Source organism: Jatrophihabitans sp. (genome assembly GCF_051960575.1).
Classification (GTDB): Bacteria; Actinomycetota; Actinomycetes; order Mycobacteriales; family Jatrophihabitantaceae; genus JBQCEE01.
On the sequence record NZ_JBQCEE010000115.1, the window covers coordinates 1 to 18443 of the forward strand.

20 protein-coding genes, 2 pseudogenes and 1 riboswitch are annotated in these 18443 nt (G+C 72.4%); of the genes and pseudogenes, 13 read left to right on the top strand and 9 right to left on the bottom strand.

Annotated elements, in window-relative coordinates:
• Together ACTHMS_RS06020 and ACTHMS_RS06025 are read right to left on the bottom strand one after the other, a co-directional pair.
• On the bottom strand, positions 1–512 hold a 512-nt coding region (locus ACTHMS_RS06020; RefSeq protein ID WP_440305769.1), incomplete at its 3' end, for a TCP-1/cpn60 chaperonin family protein.
• A 162-nt stretch (positions 513–674) separates the two neighbouring features.
• The gene (locus ACTHMS_RS06025) at positions 675–1034 is read right to left on the bottom strand and encodes a putative quinol monooxygenase (protein WP_440305770.1); all 360 of its coding nucleotides are present in this window, start codon (positions 1032–1034) and stop codon (positions 675–677) included.
• Positions 1035–1051: 17 nt separating this feature from the next.
• Here ACTHMS_RS06025 and ACTHMS_RS06030 point away from each other — a divergent pair, with 17 nt between their 5' ends.
• Positions 1052–2200, top strand: coding sequence for a cytochrome P450 (locus ACTHMS_RS06030; RefSeq protein ID WP_440305771.1), 1149 nt, complete (start codon positions 1052–1054; stop codon positions 2198–2200).
• Positions 2201–2255: 55 nt separating this feature from the next.
• On the opposite strand, the gene ACTHMS_RS06035 is transcribed toward ACTHMS_RS06030, so the two are convergent.
• From ACTHMS_RS06035 to ACTHMS_RS06045, 3 genes are all read right to left on the bottom strand, one after another.
• Positions 2256–2459, bottom strand: coding sequence for a cold-shock protein (locus ACTHMS_RS06035; RefSeq protein ID WP_440305772.1), 204 nt, complete (start codon positions 2457–2459; stop codon positions 2256–2258).
• 145 nt (positions 2460–2604) lie between these two features.
• Complete coding sequence (locus ACTHMS_RS06040; protein WP_440305773.1) at positions 2605–4230, bottom strand: META domain-containing protein; 1626 nt, start codon at positions 4228–4230, stop codon at positions 2605–2607.
• On the bottom strand, positions 4220–4774 hold the full coding sequence (locus ACTHMS_RS06045; protein ID WP_440305774.1) for an RNA polymerase sigma factor: 555 nt from the start codon (positions 4772–4774) through the stop codon (positions 4220–4222). The genes ACTHMS_RS06040 and ACTHMS_RS06045 overlap by 11 nt, the downstream gene beginning before the upstream one ends.
• 333 nt (positions 4775–5107) lie before the next feature.
• Here ACTHMS_RS06045 and ACTHMS_RS06050 point away from each other — a divergent pair.
• Both ACTHMS_RS06050 and ACTHMS_RS06055 read left to right on the top strand, forming a co-directional pair.
• Positions 5108–5224: pseudogene (locus ACTHMS_RS06050) on the top strand (type IV toxin-antitoxin system AbiEi family antitoxin domain-containing protein); the annotation flags it as partial.
• A gap of 33 nt (positions 5225–5257) precedes the next feature.
• Positions 5258–6040 carry a hypothetical protein gene (locus ACTHMS_RS06055; RefSeq protein WP_440305788.1) on the top strand — a complete coding sequence of 261 codons (783 nt, stop codon included), beginning with the start codon at positions 5258–5260 and terminating at the stop codon, positions 6038–6040.
• Positions 6041–6247: 207 nt separating this feature from the next.
• Here the strand turns inward: ACTHMS_RS06055 and thrC are convergent, their stop codons facing one another.
• The 3 genes from thrC to ACTHMS_RS06070 form a co-directional block, all read right to left on the bottom strand.
• On the bottom strand, positions 6248–7516 hold the full coding sequence (gene thrC, locus ACTHMS_RS06060) for a threonine synthase (RefSeq protein WP_440305775.1): 1269 nt from the start codon (positions 7514–7516) through the stop codon (positions 6248–6250).
• Between the two features lie 16 nt (positions 7517–7532).
• A riboswitch (SAM riboswitch) is annotated at positions 7533–7677 on the bottom strand.
• A gap of 34 nt (positions 7678–7711) precedes the next feature.
• Complete coding sequence (locus tag ACTHMS_RS06065; protein ID WP_440305776.1) at positions 7712–8242, bottom strand: LytR C-terminal domain-containing protein; 531 nt, start codon at positions 8240–8242, stop codon at positions 7712–7714.
• Positions 8243–8244: 2 nt separating this feature from the next.
• Positions 8245–8559, bottom strand: a complete 315-nt coding sequence (locus ACTHMS_RS06070; protein WP_440305777.1) for a DUF3263 domain-containing protein — start codon at positions 8557–8559, stop codon at positions 8245–8247.
• A gap of 169 nt (positions 8560–8728) precedes the next feature.
• On the opposite strand from ACTHMS_RS06070, the gene ACTHMS_RS06075 reads away from it, so the two are divergent.
• The 4 genes from ACTHMS_RS06075 to ACTHMS_RS06090 all read left to right on the top strand — a co-directional run bounded on the left by ACTHMS_RS06075 (position 8729) and on the right by ACTHMS_RS06090 (position 15159).
• A complete protein-coding gene (locus ACTHMS_RS06075) occupies positions 8729–9160 on the top strand; it encodes a WXG100 family type VII secretion target (RefSeq protein ID WP_440305778.1) in 432 nt (143 codons plus the stop codon).
• Positions 9161–9164: 4 nt separating this feature from the next.
• Positions 9165–10430, top strand: a complete 1266-nt coding sequence (locus tag ACTHMS_RS06080; protein WP_440305779.1) for a lipase family protein — start codon at positions 9165–9167, stop codon at positions 10428–10430.
• Positions 10431–10492: 62 nt separating this feature from the next.
• Positions 10493–12121: a long-chain fatty acid--CoA ligase gene (locus ACTHMS_RS06085; RefSeq protein ID WP_440305780.1), complete on the top strand. Its 1629-nt coding sequence runs from the start codon at positions 10493–10495 to the stop codon at positions 12119–12121.
• A 194-nt stretch (positions 12122–12315) separates the two neighbouring features.
• Positions 12316–15159 carry a fibronectin type III domain-containing protein gene (locus ACTHMS_RS06090; protein WP_440305781.1) on the top strand — a complete coding sequence of 948 codons (2844 nt, stop codon included), beginning with the start codon at positions 12316–12318 and terminating at the stop codon, positions 15157–15159.
• Here the strand turns inward: ACTHMS_RS06090 and ACTHMS_RS06095 are convergent.
• A complete protein-coding gene (locus tag ACTHMS_RS06095; RefSeq protein WP_440305782.1) occupies positions 15116–15463 on the bottom strand; it encodes a hypothetical protein in 348 nt (115 codons plus the stop codon). The genes ACTHMS_RS06090 and ACTHMS_RS06095 overlap by 44 nt on opposite strands.
• Before the next feature lie 16 nt (positions 15464–15479).
• Between ACTHMS_RS06095 and ACTHMS_RS06100 the strand changes: the two genes are divergently transcribed.
• The 6 genes and pseudogenes from ACTHMS_RS06100 to ACTHMS_RS06125 form a co-directional block, all read left to right on the top strand.
• The gene (locus ACTHMS_RS06100; protein ID WP_440305783.1) at positions 15480–15824 is read left to right on the top strand and encodes a DUF4232 domain-containing protein; all 345 of its coding nucleotides are present in this window, start codon (positions 15480–15482) and stop codon (positions 15822–15824) included.
• Between the two features lie 46 nt (positions 15825–15870).
• A complete protein-coding gene (locus ACTHMS_RS06105) occupies positions 15871–17118 on the top strand; it encodes a CynX/NimT family MFS transporter (protein ID WP_440305784.1) in 1248 nt (415 codons plus the stop codon).
• Entirely contained in the window at positions 17115–17576 is a 462-nt protein-coding gene (locus ACTHMS_RS06110) for an acyl-CoA thioesterase (RefSeq protein WP_440305785.1), read from the top strand. The genes ACTHMS_RS06105 and ACTHMS_RS06110 overlap by 4 nt, the downstream gene beginning before the upstream one ends.
• Entirely contained in the window at positions 17573–18064 is a 492-nt protein-coding gene (locus ACTHMS_RS06115) for an SRPBCC family protein (protein ID WP_440305786.1), read from the top strand. Before ACTHMS_RS06110 ends, ACTHMS_RS06115 begins: the two co-directional genes overlap by 4 nt.
• 71 nt (positions 18065–18135) lie before the next feature.
• A complete protein-coding gene (locus ACTHMS_RS06120) occupies positions 18136–18366 on the top strand; it encodes a DUF1272 domain-containing protein (protein ID WP_440305787.1) in 231 nt (76 codons plus the stop codon).
• Positions 18353–18443: pseudogene (locus tag ACTHMS_RS06125) on the top strand (NUDIX hydrolase); the annotation flags it as partial. The gene ACTHMS_RS06120 and the pseudogene ACTHMS_RS06125, both read left to right, overlap by 14 nt.

Consider the following 18443-nt stretch of genomic DNA (forward strand, 5'->3'; position numbering starts at 1 on the left):
CCTTCCTTGCCGACCTTGTCCATCGCCTCGGCGATGATCTCGCCGACGGTGGTGTCAGCGGCGGAGATCGACGCGGTGGCGGCGATCTGCTCCTTGGTCTCGACATCCTTGGCCTGGTTGCCCAGCACCTCGGAGACGGCGGCGACGGCGGCCTCGATGCCCCGCTTCAGGGCCATCGGGTTGGCGCCGGCGGCCACGTTGCGCAGACCCTCGCGCACGAGCGCCTGGGCGAGCACGGTCGCGGTCGTCGTGCCGTCACCGGCGACGTCGTCGGTCTTCTTCGCGACCTCCTTGACCAGCTCGGCGCCGATCTTCTCGTACGGCTCCTCCAGCTCGATCTCCTTGGCGATGGACACACCATCGTTGGTGATCGTGGGGGCGCCCCACTTCTTCTCGAGCACGACGTTGCGGCCCTTGGGGCCGAGCGTCACCTTGACGGCGTCGGCGAGCTGGTTCATGCCGCGCTCCAGGCCGCGACGGGCCTCTTCGTCGAACGCGATCAACTTGGCCATGCGGTTGTCGTCCCTTCGCAATGCAACGCTTGTGGAACCGGCCGACGGTGCCCGCGACGGACGACGCCCTCACTGCGGGCGTCTCACCCCGGCTGGTTGGCACTCGACTGTGCCGAGTGCCAGGTCATTGTTAGCACTCGCGGTGGGCGAGTGCAAGCGGCCTCAGGTCGCGACGTTGGGTGCAACCCGGCGCACGACGGGGGCCAGCGGGCGCACCGCCGCCGGCTCGACCAGCAGGTCGGCCAGCTCGAGTTGCAGGGCCCGGAAGAAGTCGTGCTCGAAGTGCCCGCGCACGCCCTCCTCGTCGGTGAACTCCTCCCACATCCACACCACGTCGTCGTCGTTCAGGTCGGCGGCGACGGCGAACATGACGGTGCCCGGTTCGCCGTCCAGAGTGTGGGCGTAGTTGGTGAGGACGTGCAGCAGGTCGTCGCGGCGACCGGGCCGGGCGGTCAGCTGCAAGACGGCGCCGAAGCGGGCGAGCTCCATGTCGGCGCCAACGCATGCGGCGGCGCGGGTCATTCCCGCAGGATGGGGCGGTGGCGCGACTCGACCCGATGGCCCTGCTGCACTCGCGCGCCGCGATCGACGACCCCTACCCGATCTACGAGCGGCTGCGGGCCGAGGGGCCGATGGTGCGCACCCGGCTCGGCAACTGGGTCGCGACGGGGCATCGCGCGTGCAGCACGGTGCTGCGCGACCGCCACACCGGCCATCCCGAGGGCGGCGGCGACTTCCTCTCCTTCCTCGAGCTGAACCCGCCCGACCACACCCGACTGCGCCGGGTGGCCGCGCCGGCGTTCGGGCTGCGGCGCATCGAGGCGTGGCGCCCGCGGGTCGAGCAGCGGGTGCAGGCCCTGCTCGACGAGCTCCCACCGGACGCGCCGTTCGACCTGGTGGCCGACTTCAGCGCACCCCTGCCGATCGGCGTCATCAGCGACCTGCTCGGCATCCCACCCACGCACACCGACGAGTTCGCGCGGTACGGGACGGTGATCGGCAGCGCGCTGGACGGCATCAGGTCGGCCGCGCACGGGGCCGAGCTGATGCAGGCGCAGGCGGCGCTCGCGTCCATCTTCGGGGGGTTGTTCGAGCAGCGGCGGCGCGACCCGGCCGACGACCTCGTCTCCCTGATCGCGTCGTCGGCCGACGTCGGGCCGGCCGAGCTGGTGCCGCTGTGCACGCTGCTGCTCATCGCCGGGTTCGAGACGACGGTGAACCTGGTGAGCACCGCCGTGGTCACCCTGCTCGCCCACCCCGAGCAGTGGCAGCGATTGGTGGACGATCCGTCGCTCGCGCCGGCCGCCGTCGAGGAGGTGCTGCGCTTCGACCCGCCGGTGCAGCGCACCGGGCGGCTGGCGTTCGCCGACCTCGACGTCGACGGCACCCCGGTGCGCGCGGGCGAGTACGTGGTGACACTGCTGGCCGCGGCCGGACGCGACCCGGCCGTGTACCCGGCGCCGACGGAGTTCGACATCGGGCGCACGCCTGCGGTCGAGCACCTGGCGTTCTCGAGCGGCATCCACTACTGCCTCGGGGCGCCGCTGGCCCGGCTGGAGGCGGCGGTGGCGCTCCGCGCGCTGGCCGAGCGGTTCCCGACCTTGCAGGCCGCCGGACGCGTCGAGCTGCGCGACTCGGCGACGATCCGCGGGCCGTTGCGGGCGCCGACGGCGGTGGCGCGTCCCTGACGCGACGAAGCGGCCCGGACATCTCGTCCGGGCCGCTGTCAGCGCTGGTGGTGGCTCAGGCGACGATGCGCACCGCGTCGGCCTGCGGACCCTTCGGACCCTGCACGACCTCGAACTCGACGCGCTGGTTCTCGTCCAGCGAGCGATAGCCGTCGGCCTGGATGGCGGTGTAGTGGACGAACACGTCCTGCCCACCGTCCTGGGCGATGAAGCCATAGCCCTTTTCGTTGTTGAACCACTTCACGACGCCCTGTGCCACGTGCACTCCTTGCCGATGCTGCCGACCCGCACTGCGCGGGCCGGGGACGGTGCCCTCGGGCGCTCAGGCGTGCCCCAGGTCACTCGACCGGTGCGGACGGTATCGCGCGGTCGTCGTCATTGCCAGCAGCGCGGCGGTGTGCCGATCAGCGTGCTGCGGCGCTGCTGTCGGGCGGTGGCGGGGGCGGGACGTACGTGTGTGACAGGCTCGATCCGCCGCCGGCCGAGGCCGGCGAGCCGGCCGCTGGTCCGGCCGGGTTGCTCGACGGCGGGGGCACCGACGCACTCGCGGGGAGGTCCGACGCGGTGCCGACGCCGCCGCTGCCGGAGGCCGTCGCGACCCGGTCGAACTGCAGTGTGTCGCCGCCCTTGCTGATGCTCAGCCGCCCGCTTTCGAGTGACCAGGTGGAGGTCCCGGTCAGCACGTCGTCGGCCTTCACGTCGTACTCGCTGCCGGCGTTCGACGCGCACGGGACGGCGTCCTTGAGCGTCACGTGCGAGATCACCAGGGTGCGGGCGGTGACGGCGAGGTCGCCGCGGTCGCTGTAGCAGGCGTGCTTGATCGTGATCGTGCCGTCCGTGATCGTGATCGTCGTGCCGAGGCCGTTGTCCGGTGCGGTCCCGCCGGCGCTGCCGGCCGCGACGCCGCTGCCGGTGCCGCTCGTCGCGTCCTCGTGTTCGTAGCCGTTCATGACCCATGTGCCGGGCAGGTCGGCCGGGCCGCTGCCCGCACCGGTCGGACCGCTGGAGGTCGTCGCGTCCGGTGCGGTCGTGTAGATCAGCGTGCCGTGGTCGTTGGCGACCGTCAGCGTGTCGCCCTCACGGACCCACTTCCACTGCGCGCCGAGGATCTGGTCGACCAGCGTCGTGCCGCCGGAGAACCCCTTGTCGAGACAGCCGATGGCCGGCGTCGGGTTCAGCCGGACCGTCGCCGTGTCGCGGTCGATCGTCGCGGTGCCCGAGAGGCCGGCGCAGCCGTCGCCCGCCACGAAGGCGCCCTTCGAGTCGATGTGCAGGGTGACGCCCGGCGGTGCGGCGACCGTCGTGCCCTTCGGGTCGCCGGCGCTCCGCAGGGTCCAGTCGACGTCGGTCAGCCCGTTCGAGGCCGGGGTCGCGACCGCGACGTAGACCAGCGTGCCGTGGTCGCTCGTGATCGTGAGTCGGCCGGCGTCGATCGACCAGTGCACGCTGCCCTGCAGGATCTCGTTGATCGTCGTGATGCTGTCCGGACCGGTGGCACCGGGTGCGGGGAGGCAGCCGTTCGCCGTCTCGGCCAGGTCGCCGATGGTCATGGTGTCGCCGTCGACGGAGACCGTGCCGCCGAAGAAGTTGCAGCCGTTGCTGCCGGAGATCTTGCCGCCGTCGAAGGCGAGCGTCGGCGAGCCGGCGATCGTGGCCCGCCGGCCGTCGACCGTCAGGGTGCTGAGCCGCCAGCTGGTGCCGTCCAGTCCCGAACTGCCGGCTTCGGACGTGGCGACCGGGCGGCCGTGCCCGCCCCCACCCGGGCCGGACACCGCGAAGCCGATGCCCACGGCGGCCGCGGCGACGGCGGCCGCGCTGAGCAACCAGGTGGCACGACGGCGTCCGCGCGGCGTCGCGAGGTCGTGCACGCGGCCGACGTCGAGCAGCTCCTCGTCGCCCGCGGCCGTGGCCGCAGCGACGGCGCTCGCTGCGGTGGAGTCGGTGGAGGCGATGTCGGTGGCCGCGCGCCAGCGCTCGCCCGCGGCGCGCAGCCGGGCGTCCAGGCGCAGGTCGTCGTCGTCAGTGGTCATCGAGGTCTCCCAGCAGGGTGCGCAGCCGGCGGCGCGCGTCGAAGAGGGTGGACTTCACCGTGCCGACCGAGCAGCCCATGACCTGGGCGCAGTCGTCGACGGGGAGTCCGACGAAGTAGTGCAGGTGCACGGCGAGCTGCTGCCGCTCGGCCAGTCCGGTGATGGCGCGTTCGAGGTCGACGTCGGTGCCGCTGTCCGGTGCCGCAGCCCGCTCGGGCGGCTCGGCGGTGTCGTCGACGACGCGCAGATGGCGGGTGTGCGCCCGGCGGGCGGCGCGGGCCTGGTCGGCCACGATGGCCAGCAGCCAGGCCGTCGCCGTCCCCCGCGCGGCGTCGTACTGCGCCCGCTTGCGCCAGGCCTGGGTGAGGGCGTCCTGCACGACGTCGTCGGCCTCGGCGTGCGGCGCGAGCCGCCGGGCGAGCCGGTGCATCGGTACCAGCGACGGCGCCACCCACGCCGCGAACGCCGCCGGCGTCATCGCGACGCCCGACGGTTCGGTCGGCGTCGTCATCGGCGGCGGATCCGCCTCCGTGGGCACGGTCATACCTTGTCTACGCCCGCACCCCACCACAAGGTTGGGTCGCCCCCACCCCGATCTGCACCGCTCGCCCGGCGCGACTCCGCTTTGCGCCGCCAACTGACGGTCCAAGCCGTCCACCCCGTCAGTTCGAGGCGCAGACCCTCGCCGCTGCCCCGCCTTTGCGCCGCCAACTGACGGTTCGTGTCGTCCAACCCGCCAGCTGCAGGCGCAAAGTGCAAACCAGGCGGCATACCGGACGCGGACGGCGCTGCACTCCGGCGTCCACATCCGGCTCGTCGTCCACAGATTCGACGTGGACGGTCCTGGATCTCGCACGATCGGCGTCCACTCGCCGACATGCTTCCCTTCCCCGATGGTCCGCTGTTCCTGCGGGCCGACGCCGTGGCCAGTGGGTGCACCGACGCGTCGCTTCGGCGGGCGAGAAGGTCAGGACGTCTCGTCCGGCCGCGGCGCGGTGTCTATGCGACCGATCCGCACCTGTCGGCAGTGCTGCAGGCCATCGCCGTCCACCGTGTCCTCGTCGCCAGCGTGATCAGTCACGACTTGTCGGCGCTCGGGCAGACGATCCCCCTGCTCGGACCACCGTCGCCGGTGCCGATCCTGACCCTGCCGCCGTACGGCGACGGCAGTTCCGTCCGCGCGCACGTGCATCGAGCCACCCTCCGCGAGCAGGACGTCGTCATGATCGACGGCGCAGCCTTCACATCGCCCGCTCGCACGTGTGTCGACCTAACCCGTCGCAGCGTCAAAGGGGGCGTCGTCGCCATGGATGCAGCCGTGCAGCGGCGAATGACCACCTTCGCCGAGATCGACGAGGTGCTCGCCTTCTGCAGCGGCTGGCCAGGCATCGCCCGCGCTCGCAAGGCACGCGGCCTGTCCGACGGCATCGCCGAGTCTCCGATCGAATCGCTGAGCCGGCTGCTCGTCATCCGGCTCCGGTTGCCGGTCCCCAAGCCGCAGGCACGGATCTATGACCTGCGTGGCCGCTTCATCGCTCGCGGCGACTTCTACTGGGACGAATACGGCGTCCTCGGTGAGGTCGACGGCAAGGTCAAGTACATCGGCAACGACGTGCTCATCTCCGAGAAGCTGCGGCAGGAGGCACTGGAAGACCTTCGCGTGACTATGACGCGCTGGGGGGCCGTCGAACTTGGCCAACCCCGCTCGCTCGAGGCCAAGATCCAGCGGGCCTTCGCGCGGGGACGAGCCCTGGACGAGTCGGGCGCACTCCGTCGTTGGAAGGTCAAGTACGCCCCCGAGCTCGGCTGAGCGCTCGGCGCGGTCTCGGCGACCTGGCCGGACGCGGAGTGCTCTGCCTGCTCGGCCCTTTGCGCCCCCAACTGACGGCTTCGACAGTCCAACCCGACAACTGGCGGCGCAAAGCCGGCCCGCACGCGGCACGTTGCGCCCCCAACTGACGGCCAACCCGACAGCTGGCGGCGCTTAGCCGGCATTCGGGCGAGGGGGCCCCGCGCGTCAGGGGGTGAGCAGGCCGGCGGCGCGCATGCCCTTCAGCGTGGGCGGGATGACGGCGGTCGGGCGGGCGCCGGCCTCGATGGCGTCGATGGTCTTGAGGCCGTCGCCGGTGTTGTAGACGACGGTCTCCTTGGACGTGTCGAGCTGTCCGGACGCGGCGAGCTTCTTCAGCACCGCCACCGTCACGCCGCCCGCGGTCTCGGCGAACACGCCCGTCGTGCGGGCGAGCAGGCTGATGCCCGCGCGGATCTCGTCGTCGGTCACCGAGGTCATGGCACCGCCCGTCGAGCGGACGACGTCGAGCGCGTACGGGCCGTCGGCCGGGTTGCCGATGTTCAGCGACTTGGCGATGCCGGTCGGCTTCACCGGCTGCACGACGTCCCAGCCGTTGGCGAAGGCGGTCGCGATCGGCGAGCAGCCGGCCGACTGCGCACCGAAGACCGTCCAGGACGACGGCGGCACGAGCCCGGCCGCGGTGAGCTCCTTGAACGCCTTGTGCACCTTGGTCAGCAGCGAGCCCGACGCCATCGGCGCGACGACCTGCTCGGGCAGCCGCCAGCCGAGCTGCTCGGCCACCTCGAAGCCGAGCGTCTTCGAGCCCTCGGCGTAGTACGGGCGCACGTTGACGTTGACGAAGCCGGTGTTCTCGAACTCGTCGGTCTCGGCGAGCTCGGAGCAGAGCCGGTTCACGTCGTCGTACGAGCCCTCGATGCCGACGACGGTGCCGCCGTAGATCGCGGTCTGGATGATCTTGGCCGGCTCGAGGTCGCTCGGGATGAACACGATCGACGGCATCCCGACGCGGGCGGCGTGCGCGGCGACAGAGTTTGCCAGGTTGCCCGTGGACGCGCAGGCGATGCGGGTGAAGCCGAGCTCGCGCGCGGCGGTGATGGCGACCGAGACGACACGGTCCTTGAACGAGTGCGTCGGGTTGGCCGAGTCGTCCTTGATCCAGACCGGCGCGGTGAAGCCGAGCTCGTCGGCCAGCCGGTCGGCGCGGATGAGCGGGGTCATGCCGGTGCCCGAGTCGACGCGTGTCGCGGCGTCGTGGCCCACGGGCAGCAGCCCGGCATAGCGCCAGAGCGAGTGCGGGCCGGCCTCGATGTCGGCGCGGGTCACGCGCGCGAGCAGGTCGGCGTCGTAGCCGATCTCGAGCGGGCCGAAGCACTCGAAGCACGCGTGCTGCGCACCGAGCGGGTAGGTGGCCGAACAGTTGCGACAGACCAGGCCCGAGGCGGGCGAGGTGGGACGGTCGACGACAGCAGTCATGGGTACGAGGCCTTTCTCCTCATCTGCCCCGCGTGCGACTGTGCGCAGCACGGGCCGGAGTTGGCACCTGCAGCGCGACGGCCTCGCTCGAACGAGTCGAATGGTCACGCGTGGTTGCCGGGGCTTCGCCGGGCCGGTCCCTCTGCCCCTCTGGATGAGACGTGCTCTTCAGTTGTGCGGCCATTCTCGCACAGGTCAGGAGGCGGAATAGTCCCAGGCCAGCACGACCACCACGGGGCCGGGCGCGAGTTCGGCGAAGCGCGGCACGACGCGCTTGATGGTCGGGAACTGCCGCTGCAGCGCCAGTGCCGCACGGTGTGCGCCGGGCACGGCCGCGTCGTAGTAGGCCGCGGTCGAGAGGATGTTGTTCGACATCGTGCCGATGCTGGTGACCGTCCAGCCCGCCGCCTGGAATTTCGACTCGGCCTGCGCGGCCAGCCCGGTGGTCGTGGTGTTGTTCATGATCACGATGGGCGTCGCCGTCACCGGCGCGGCCGGCGCATGCGAGGCGCTCGACGACGGCGGGGCGGACGACGACAACACCGACGAGGTCGGACGCGACACCGGGGCCGACGGCGACACGGTGCGCGTGTGCGTCACGGTCGGCGGGGCGGCCTGGGACGACGTCGGGCTCTGGAGCGCCGCGACGGCCACCCAGAGCACGACGATGCCGAGCACCAGGATGCCGAGCGGGACGAGCCGGTCGGCGCGCGACGCCGTGCCCACGGTCAGAGGTCGATGCCGAGACGGCGCGCGGAGCGCTGCCGCTGCCGGGCGGCGCGCAGGCGGCGCAGCCGCTTCACCAGCATCGGGTCGGCGGCGAGCGCCTCGGGCGTGTCGATCAGCGCGTTCAGCACCTGGTAGTACCGCGTGGCGGACATGTCGAAGAGCTCGCGGATCGCCTGCTCCTTCGCGCCCGCGTACTTCCACCACTGCCGCTCGAAGGCGAGGATCTCGCGATCGCGGCGGGTGAGCCCGTCGTGGGTCTCGTCGGCACCGGCGTCGGCGGTGTCGTGCCCGACGGCTGCCTGCGCGAACTCCATCGACCGTGCCTCCTGAATTGCACCGTTGTGATTCGGCTCCTCCATTACAACACGCACGGCCCCGCGTCGGCGTCAAGCACGCCCGGCGGGCTGTGGACGGACGGCCCGACGTCCACAGTCGCGTCCGGCCCGACACCCCTGCCGGCCCGTGGCGGACACCCTCGACGCCATGCCGCTGCTCGCCGATCCAGGTCAACTCCGCGCCCATGCCGACCGCATGGCCCGTCACGCCGATGCGACGAGGGCCGTGCGCGACGGCTTGCGGCGCGTGCTCGCGGCGACGCTGTGGCAGGGCCCCGCGGCCCGCAGTTTCGGTGGCGAGGTCGACGGCGCGCTCGCCGGCATCGACCGCAGCGCCGGCCTGGTCGACGACGCCGCGGCGGCGCTGCGCGCGCTGGCCGACGCCTGGGAGACGTTGCTCGCCGACCTCCGGCGCGCCCTGCGCGACGGCCAGCGGCTCGCCGGCGACAGCGTCGAACTGCTGGCCGATCTCGTGGGAGCACCCGCGGACGTCCTCGGCGACGCGGGCGACCTGGCGCGGGACGCGCTGGACACCGCGGGTGATCTCGTCAGTTCCGCCGGCGACCTGCTCGGGCTGTAGCGCCGTGCCTCCCGACCCGATCTCGGTCACCGGCGGGGCCGACGGCATCGCGGCGTCGTGCGAGCGACTGCGCGCCGCGGCGGGCGGTCTCGGCGACGCCGCCGCACACGTCGCCTCGATCAGCTGGACGCTGCACGCCTGCCTGGTCGAACCGGACATCCTCGGCGCCGGCCTCGCCGCCCCGCTGCAGCTCGCCGTGTTCGAGACGACGCTCGGCCTCGCCCTCGACGGCCCGACCGGGCTCACCGCCCTCGCCGTCCGGCTCGGGGAGCTCGACGCCCTGCTGCGCCTCGCCGCCCTGCGCTACGAGGCGGTCGACCACCTCGATGCCTGGCTCGGCGACATCGTGCTGGGCGCGGTCAGGGTGCCGATCGCCCTCGTGGCCGTCGGGTCCCGGCTCGCGCGGGGCGCCGACCCGCTCACCGCGCTCGAGGCGGTGGTGACGGTCGACCCCGAGCTGGCCGACACCGTCGCCACGGCGCTCGGGCTCCCCGCCCTGCTCGCCGCGACGTCCGGGCATCTGCCCGACGGCCGCGCCGTCGTGACGGCGCTCGGCGCCGACCCGGCCGCCGAGGCGACGCGTCCGCCCCGGTCGTTGGCCGACCTCGTCGGCGAGCTCGCGCACCGCGACGACGGCGCGCACGGCGAGATCGACGTCCGCGTCCTCACCGGCGCCGGCCCGCGCCGCGTCGTCGTCGACATCACCGGAACGAAGACGGCGAGCCTGGCACCGACACCGGACGTCACCGGGCTCATCACCGACGGCAAGGCACTGGTCGGCCGCCGCACGACCTACGAGGACGGCGTGCTCGCGGCGCTGCAGCACGCCGGGGTGCGCCCCGACGACGACGTCATGCTCGTCGGCCACAGCGAGGGCGGCATGGTGGCCGTCACCGCGGCGCGCGACGCCGTCCGCTCCGGGCGGTTCCGCGTGACCCATGTCGTCACGGCCGGCTCGCCCGTCGGCCTGACCGCGGACGACCTGCCGCGCGGCGTGCAACTGCTCGCCCTCGAGAACGGCCACGACGTCGTGCCGCATCTCGACGGCCGCCGCAACCCCGACCGCGCCGACGTCACGACGGTCACCGGCGAGATCGACGCCGGCGGCGTCGTCGCCGACCACGGCCTGCGCACCGGGTACGCGCCCATCGCCGCTGCGGCAGACGCGTCCACCGACGGCTCGGTGCGGGCCTTCCTCGCCGGCGCGCGCGGCTTCCTCACCGCCGACGAGGTCACCACGCTGCGCTACGTGGTCACCCGCGGGCCCTGATCAAGCTGTGCACCGCCGTCCGACCCTTGCCCTGGGCAAGCATGCAGCGCCACGATCGCCGCATGCTCGGACTGATGCAGGACGTCCCGCTCACCGTCAACGCGATCCTCGCCCGCGCCGAGCAGTACTGGCCCGAGCGCGAGATCGTCACCCGCACGGTCACCGACGTCGAACGCACCACCATCGGCGCGGTGGCCGAGCAGGCCCACCGCATCGCCGGCGCGCTCGACTCGCTCGGGGTCTCGCCCGACGGCCGCGTCGGCACGTTCGCATGGAACTCCGCCCGTCACCTGGCGCTGTACTTCGGCATCCCCTGCACCGGGCGCGTGATGCACACGCTCAACATCCGCTACTTCGCCGAGCACCTCATCTACACCGTCGACCACGCCGAGGACCAGGTCGTCTTCGTCGACCGCTCGCTGCTGCCCCTGTTCTCGAACTACCTGCCGAAGCTCTCGACCGTGCGCCACGTCGTCGTCATGGACGACGGGGCCGACGCCGAGTGGCCGGACGACCCGCGCCTGGTCGACTTCGACGAACTGGTCGGGGCCGCCGACGCGATCGAGCTCGACGGACGCGTCACCGACGAGCGCACCGCGGCCGCGATCTGCTACACGACCGGCACCACCGGCAACCCGAAGGGCGTGCTGTACAGCCACCGCTCGACGTGGCTGCACTCGCTGGCGACGATGACCAGCCCGGTGTTCTCGATCAACGAGCGCGACCGGATCCTGCCGGTCGTGCCGATGTTCCACGCCAACGCGTGGGGCCTGCCGTACGCCGCGCTCATGGCCGGCGCGACGATGATCATGCCCGGGCCCGACCTGTCGCCGGGCGCCATCATCGACCTGCTCGAACGCGAGCGCGCCACCATCACCGGGGCGGTGCCGACGATCTGGATGGGCATGCTGCCGCTCGTCCAGGGCCGTGACCTGTCGTCCCTGCGCAAGATCATCTGCGGCGGCTCGGCGGTCCCCAGGTCGCTGTCGGAGGCGTGGCGCGAGGCGATCGGCATCCCGATCACGCAGGCGTGGGGCATGACCGAGACCTCGCCGCTCGGCTCGGTCTACTCGCCGCGCGCCGAGGTCGCCGACGCCACCGAGGACGAGCTCGCCGACCTGCGCACGAGCGCGGGCATCGCCCCGCCCGGCGTCGAGATGCGCATCGTCGCGCCGGGCAGCACCGAGCCGCTGCCGTGGGACGGCGAGACCAGCGGCGAGCTCGAGGTGCGTGGCCCTTGGATCGCCAAGCAGTACTACCGCACCGACGAGCCGGGCGAGCAGTTCAGCCCGGACGGCTGGCTGCGCACCGGCGACGTCGCCACGATCAGCCCGCTCGGGTACGTCCGGCTGGTCGACCGGACGAAGGACCTCATCAAGTCCGGCGGCGAGTGGATCAGCTCGGTCGACCTCGAGAACGCGATCATGGCGCACCCCGCGGTCGCCGAGGCGGCGGTCATCGCGGTGCCGCACCCGAAGTGGATGGAGCGGCCGCTGGCCTGCGTCGTGCTCAAGTCCGGCGCCGACCTGTCGAAGGAGGAGGTGCTCGACTTCCTGCGGCAGCGGGTGTCGTCGTGGCAACTACCGGACGACGTCGTCTTCATCGACGAGGTGCCGAAGACGAGCGTCGGCAAGTTCTCGAAGAAGACGCTGCGCGACAAGTTCGCGGGTCACGTCCTGCCGACGGGCTGAGAAACTCCCCGCGTGTCGCAACACGAGCACCACTTGTCACATCAGTAACATCAATGGTTTGATCGTTCTGCTCCCGGGCCGTCCGGGAGCGGACGCGCGGGGGCAGTCGCCGCGTCCGAGACGAGCGACCGGGGCCGACCACCTCTTCGGGTGACGGCCGTACCACCTGTCGCCACGCCATCGGGAAGTCACACATGATCCGCCGCGCCCGCCCCTCGTCGACCCACCGCCCGGCCGCGCGCCGCGGCGCCGTCATCGCCGTCGTCACCGCCCTCGCCACCTTCGCTGCGCTGTTGCTCGGCGTGCCGCAGCAGGCGGACGCTGCCGTCAACCACCCCGTCGTCGGGCGCATCACGATCCTCAAGCAGGCCGGGAACGGCTTCGACGTGCAGGGCTGGGCCTACGAGCCCGACCGCGCCGCCGCCGTGGCGGTGCGCGTGCGGGTCGACGGCCGCACCGTCGGCACGCCGCTCGCCAGGCTCTGGTCGCCGAACCTGGTGAAGGTGCACCCGGGCTGGGGTGACCACCGCCGCTTCAAGCTCGACGTGAACGAGCCTGCCGGACGCCACACCGTCTGCGCCGACGCCGTCGACTACCCGAGCCGCAGGGCCCGCGTGAGCTTCGGCTGCCGCACGATCACGCTGAACTACGACCCGTTCGGCTCCGTCGACACGATGGTCTTCACGCCCGGGCACTTCGCGATCACCGGCTGGACGCTCGACCCGAACGACGAGACGAAGTCGCTCGGCATCGGCGTGCGCGTCGACAACGTCGTCGTGACGAGCACCATCGCCAACCAGCAGCGCGGCGACATCGCGTCGCGGTACCCCGGCGCCGGTGCCGCGCACGGCTTCGCGGCGAGCTTCGCCGTGCCCGAGGGACAGCACACGATCTGCGTGCGGGCCCAGAACATCGGCCTCGGCAGCGCCTCGAGCGTGCCGATCCTCTGCACCACCCGGACCGTCAACGACAGCCCGCTCGGCGAGATCCAGCAGGTCGTGCAGGAGCCCAACGGCCAGGTGCGGGTCGTCGGGCAGGCCTGGGACCCGGACACGTCGGCGCGCATCCCGGTGCAGATCCTCTCGGACGGCGTGCTGCTCGGCAGTGCGGTCACCAGCGGCACCCCCGCCCACCCGTTGCACGGCTTCGACCTCACCTACGCGGTGCCACCGTCGCAGTTCACGCCCGGCGCGCGGAACATCTGCGTGGTCGGCGTCAACGCCGGTGCCTACGGACACGACCGCACGGTGGCCTGCAGCAGCACCACCCTGAACTACAACCCCGTCCAGGCGATCCAGACGACGACACAGGGCAGCGGCGGCGTCAAGGTGACCGGCTGGGCGGTCGACCCCGACACGACCACGCCGATCAACGTCGTGCTGACCGTCGACGGCAGGTCCCCCTCGACGGTCGCCGCCTCGGGTGCGAACAAGGCCCACGCCGGCCACGGCTTCAGCGCGCTGCTGCCCGCCGGCAACGGCTCGCACAAGGTCTGCGCCACCGGTGTGAACGTGCTCGCCGGTGCCGGCCCGGTGACCCCGGCCTGCACGCAGGTCACGCTCAACTTCAACCCGATCGGCTCGTTCGCGCCCGTCACGCGCGCCGATCCGAGCGGCCCGATCACCGTGACGGGCTGGGCCTCCGACCCCGACACCACGGCGCCGATCAGCGTTCGCGTCACGATCGACAACGGCCAGCCGCAGACACTCGTCGCGAACGGCACCGGCACGACCGGGCCCAGCGCCCACCACGCCTTCGCGGCGACGCTGCCGACGACCGACGGCGAGCACACGGTCTGCGTGACCGCCGTCAACGTCGCCGCGGGCTCGGGTGACACCCCGCTCGGCTGCAACCTCATCATCGCCGTGCACCCGGTGGCACCGGCGACGCCGACGAACGTCGTGGCCACCGCCGGGTACGGCGGCGCCGTGGTCACCTGGACGCCGCCCGCCAGCGACGGCGGCGCGCCCTGGACGAAGTACACCGTGACCGCGTCCCCGGGTGGCATCACGGCGACGGCCGGCCCGACCGACACGTCCGCCACCGTCTACGGGCTCAAGCCGAGCACCGCCTACACGTTCACCGTCAGCGCGACCAACGTCGCCGGCACCTCGCTGCCGACGGTGTCGAACTCGGCGACGACCCAGGCCCAGCCCCCCGCGCAGACGACGCCGGCGCCGATCTCGACCAGCCGCTACGTGCGCAACATCAGCAGCGCGAACAGCAGCGACACCGCGAAGATGTACGCCGAGGGCCAGGCCGACGCGAACGCCAACCCGTCCGGGCACGGCTACCTGATCCTGCTCGACATCGGCGGCCAGGACGAGTCGCGCGGCGGTGTCATCCTCAGCGCCTCGATCAAGTTCGTCACGTACTCGGCCCTCGTCGCGAACGTGAAGAGTTACCTGGACGGCTACGCGAGCAAGCAGCGGGCGAGCGCGCCGGTGACGGTCGCGGTCGGGACGAACAACGACGTCGACGTCAGCGCGACGTCGGGCAAGCACTGGGCCGACCTCGTCGTCGACCCGCTGGTCACCTATGCGCGCAAGTACCCGGGCATCACCGTCACCGGCGCGAACGACATCGAGCCGGGCTTCACCGCGGGCTACGCGGCGAGCAAGGCGTGGCTGACCGGCTACCTCGGCGCCAACACCGCGCCGTTCGTGTTCAACGGGTCGGCCGACGGGTGCTCGGGCTACGGCACCGGTTCGGGCTGCAACAACGGTTGGAGCGCCGCCGGCCTGTACTACCTTGCCGGTGGGGCCGCACCCACCCGGATCATCAACCTGCCGCAGATCTACAACACGACGATGGCCCGCCAGTGGCGTTACATCTCACTGACCGGTGTGCTGCAGGGTCACCCGCGGATCAACTTCGGCGGGGCGCTGACCGAGTGGACGGCCTGCCAGCAGGCCGGCGGCTGCGGCAGCCTGACCGGCAACAGTGCATGGACGGAGATGTGGAACCAGTTGCGCGCCGAGCCCGCGTTGAAGATCACCAGCCTGCCGTACTCGACGGACCTGCGGATCGACTGGTGACGGCTGCCCGTCGCACCGCGGTCGTGACCCTGGCCGCGGTCGGGGTGCTCACGACGGCCTGCTCGACCTCGGGATCGGGCGGGGTGGCCGACGACCCGGTCGTCTCGTCGACGCCGGCGCCGTCGTCGACGCCCTCGAGCGCCCCGGCGCCGTCGACGCCCGACACCCCGTCGAGCGCACCGGCGCCGTCGAGCGCGCCCGTCCCGTCGAGCTCGTCGGTGCCGCCGATCGTCTCGCCGCCGCCCTCGAGCAGCGTGGCACCGCCGCCGACCTCCGCTCCCCCGGCCGGGCCGGCGGCGTGCACGTCGACCCAGTTGTCGGTGTCCCTCGTCCGCGGCGGGGCGATCCAGCACCAGCAGTTGGCGGGGATCATCTTCACCAACACGGCCGCCTCGCCGTGCTCACTGCTCGGCTTCCCGACCGCCCAGCTGGTCAAGGGTGGGGCGCTCATCGGTTCGCCGGCGCGGCCTGCGGGCGCGCCGGGTACCGGCGTCGTGCTGGGCAGGAACGCGTCGGCACAGGCGCAGCTCACGGCCTCGACCGACTGCAACGCGCCGCTGTCCGACCACGTGCGGGTGAGGGCGCCCGGCGCCACCGTCAGCACCGACCTCGCGGACACGCTGCGCGCCTGCACCCTGACCATCGGCCCGGTCACCGCCGGCTGATCACCCGCCGTCGACCGGCCCGCCGGCTGGGGCATGATCGCAGGACGTGAGCACCGCCGCCCCGACCGTCACCACGGCCACCCCCCGCACCGCCGGTGCGGTCGTGGTGGTCGGCCTGGCGCTCACCGGCTTCTCGATGCGCACGGCCGTCACGAGCGTCGGGCCGGCGCTGGCCGACCTGCAGCGGGGCCTGCACGCCGGGAACGGGACGGCCGGCGTGCTCACGACGCTGCCCGCCCTGTGCTTCGCGGCGATCGGTGCGCTCGCGCCACGGCTGTCGCGCCGGGTCGGCCCGCACCGAGGGCTGGTGCTCGCGCTGCTCGTCATGACCGCCGGCCTGGTGCTGCGGGTGCTGGTGCACGCCGCCGTGCCGTTCCTCGTCCTCAGCGTGCTCGCGCTGACCGGCGGCGCGATCAGCAACGTGCTGCTGCCGACGCTGGTGAAGCTGCACTTCCCCGACCGCATCGGCCGCATGACCGGCGTCTACGCGACCGCACTGGCCGTGGGCACCGCCCTCGCGTCCGGCCTCACCGTGCCGATCGGGACGGTGCACGGCGGCTCGGACGCATGGCGGCTCGGCCTCGGCAGCTGGGCACTCCCCGCCCTGCTCGCCGCCCTCCCCTGGATCCCGATACTCGCCCACGACCGGCCGGCGGCGACGGCCGCGCCGCGCGTGCGGATCAGCCTGCGGCACAGCCCGACGGCCTGGGCGTTGACGCTCTTCTTCGCCTTCCAGTCGTTGCAGGCCTACGTCGCCTTCGGCTGGTTCGCCAAGCTGCTGCACTCGCACGGCATCGCGAGCACGACCGCAGGGTGGATGGTGGCAATGCTCTCGGCCGTGACCATCCCGCTCTCTGCCGTCGTGCCGGCGGTGCGGCCATCGCGGCACCGGGCGGTGATCGTCCTCCTCAACGGTTGTTACGTCGCGGCCTACCTCGGCCTGGCCCTCGCCCCGGTCGGCGGTGCCTGGGTGTGGATGGTGCTCGCCGGCATCGGCAGCTCGCAGTTCCCGCTCGCCCTCGCGATGATCGGCCAGCACGCCCGTACGCCGCAGACGACCGCGGCGCTGTCGGCCTTCGCCCAGTCGATCGGCTACGTCATCGCCGGTGCGGGGCCCCTGCTGTTCGGTGTGCTGTACAGCGCGACCGGCGGGTGGGGCGTGCCGATCGGGCTGCTCTTCGCCGCGATGGCGATCGATCTCGTCGCCGGCTGGGTCGCCGCACGGCCGACCTACGTCGACGACGAGGTGCGCCCGCCAGGCCCGGGCGCAGGGCTGACACCATCGACGCCGTGACCGATCCCGCCCCGACCGATCCGCGGTCGCTGCGCCGCGCCGACTTCCCCGTCCTGCGTTCGTTGCCCACCCGCTGGTCGGACGACGACACCTACGGACACGTGAACAACGTGGTGCACTACCTGATGTTCGACACGGCGGTGAACGGCTGGCTGATCGAGGCGTCCGGCGTCGACATCCGGCGACTGCCGGCGATCGGCCTCGTCGTCGAGACGTCGTGCCAGTACTTCGCCGAACTGCGGTTCCCCGAGACGGTCACCGCGGGCATCGCGCTCGAGCGTCTCGGCACCTCGAGCGTCGTTTTTCGCCTCGCGCTGTTCGGCGAGCTGAGCGAGGCGCCGGCGGCGGCCGGCCGCTTCGTCCACGTGTACGTCGACGACGAGCACCGGCGGCCGACGCCGGTGCCGCCAGAGATCCGCCGCGCGCTCGCCCGCCTCGATCCCTCGGTCGCGCCGTGACCTGGCACGACCTCGCCCCGGCGGACGCCGACTTCTTCCGCACGGCACCGATCGTGCATCGCTACCCCGTCGAGCTCCCCGTGTCGCCTCAACAGGTGTGGGAGTCGTTGCAGTCGGATGCCTCGCTCGCTGCCTGGGGACTCGGCATCAAGCTGCGCTGGACATCACCGCGTCCCTTCGGTGTCGGCACGACGCGTGAGGTGGTGATGCCCGGCGGTGTCATGACGCTGCGCGAACGCTTCTTCCGCTGGGACGAGGGATCGGGCTTCGCCTTCTTCGTCGAGCAGGCGTCCCGTGCGGTCTTCACCCGCTTCGCCGAGGACTACGTCGTCGAGCCCGCGGCCGGCGGCGCACGGTTCACCTGGACGATCGCCCTCGAGCCCCGCCCGCGGTACGCCCGGCTGTTCCGCGTCGCCGATCCGCTGAGCCGGCGCGCCTTCTCGGCCACCCCACGGGCGGCGAAGCGGTTCTTCGGGCGCAGCACCTAGATCCGGCCAGAGCTGCCTCACTTTGCGCCACGACGCGCAAAAGATCGCGCGTCGAGTCCTAGCATCGGCCCATGCTCGAACTGCGACCGAACTGCGAACGCTGCGACCGCGATCTGCCGCCCGAGAGCCCGGACGCCCGCATCTGCACCTACGAGTGCACGTTCTGCGCCGGGTGCGTCGAGGGTCCGCTCGGCGGCGTCTGCCCGAACTGCGGCGGCAACTTCGACCGGCGCCCGGTCCGACCGGCCGACGCGCTGCTGCGCGACCCCGCCTCGACCGTGCGCGTGCATGCCGAGGCGTAGCGCCGGGCTGCTGCTGTTCCGGCGCTCGTCCGGGGTCGAGGTGCTGCTCGGGCACATGGGCGGGCCGTTCTGGGCGA

Excerpts from the sequence above, each read along its gene's own strand:
- ACTHMS_RS06025 (WP_440305770.1), bottom strand. The coding sequence starts at position 1,034 with ATGACCCGCGCCGCCGCATGCGTTGGCGCCGACATGGAGCTCGCCCGC.
- ACTHMS_RS06045 (WP_440305774.1), bottom strand. The coding sequence starts at position 4,774 with ATGACCGTGCCCACGGAGGCGGATCCGCCGCCGATGACGACGCCGACC.
- ACTHMS_RS06075 (WP_440305778.1), top strand. The coding sequence starts at position 8,729 with ATGCCGCTGCTCGCCGATCCAGGTCAACTCCGCGCCCATGCCGACCGC.
- ACTHMS_RS06120 (WP_440305787.1), top strand. The coding sequence starts at position 18,136 with ATGCTCGAACTGCGACCGAACTGCGAACGCTGCGACCGCGATCTGCCG.
- thrC (WP_440305775.1), bottom strand. The coding sequence starts at position 7,516 with ATGACTGCTGTCGTCGACCGTCCCACCTCGCCCGCCTCGGGCCTGGTC.
- ACTHMS_RS06085 (WP_440305780.1), top strand. The coding sequence starts at position 10,493 with ATGCTCGGACTGATGCAGGACGTCCCGCTCACCGTCAACGCGATCCTC.
- ACTHMS_RS06040 (WP_440305773.1), bottom strand. The coding sequence starts at position 4,230 with ATGACCACTGACGACGACGACCTGCGCCTGGACGCCCGGCTGCGCGCC.
- ACTHMS_RS06070 (WP_440305777.1), bottom strand. The coding sequence starts at position 8,559 with ATGGAGTTCGCGCAGGCAGCCGTCGGGCACGACACCGCCGACGCCGGT.
- ACTHMS_RS06090 (WP_440305781.1), top strand. The coding sequence starts at position 12,316 with ATGATCCGCCGCGCCCGCCCCTCGTCGACCCACCGCCCGGCCGCGCGC.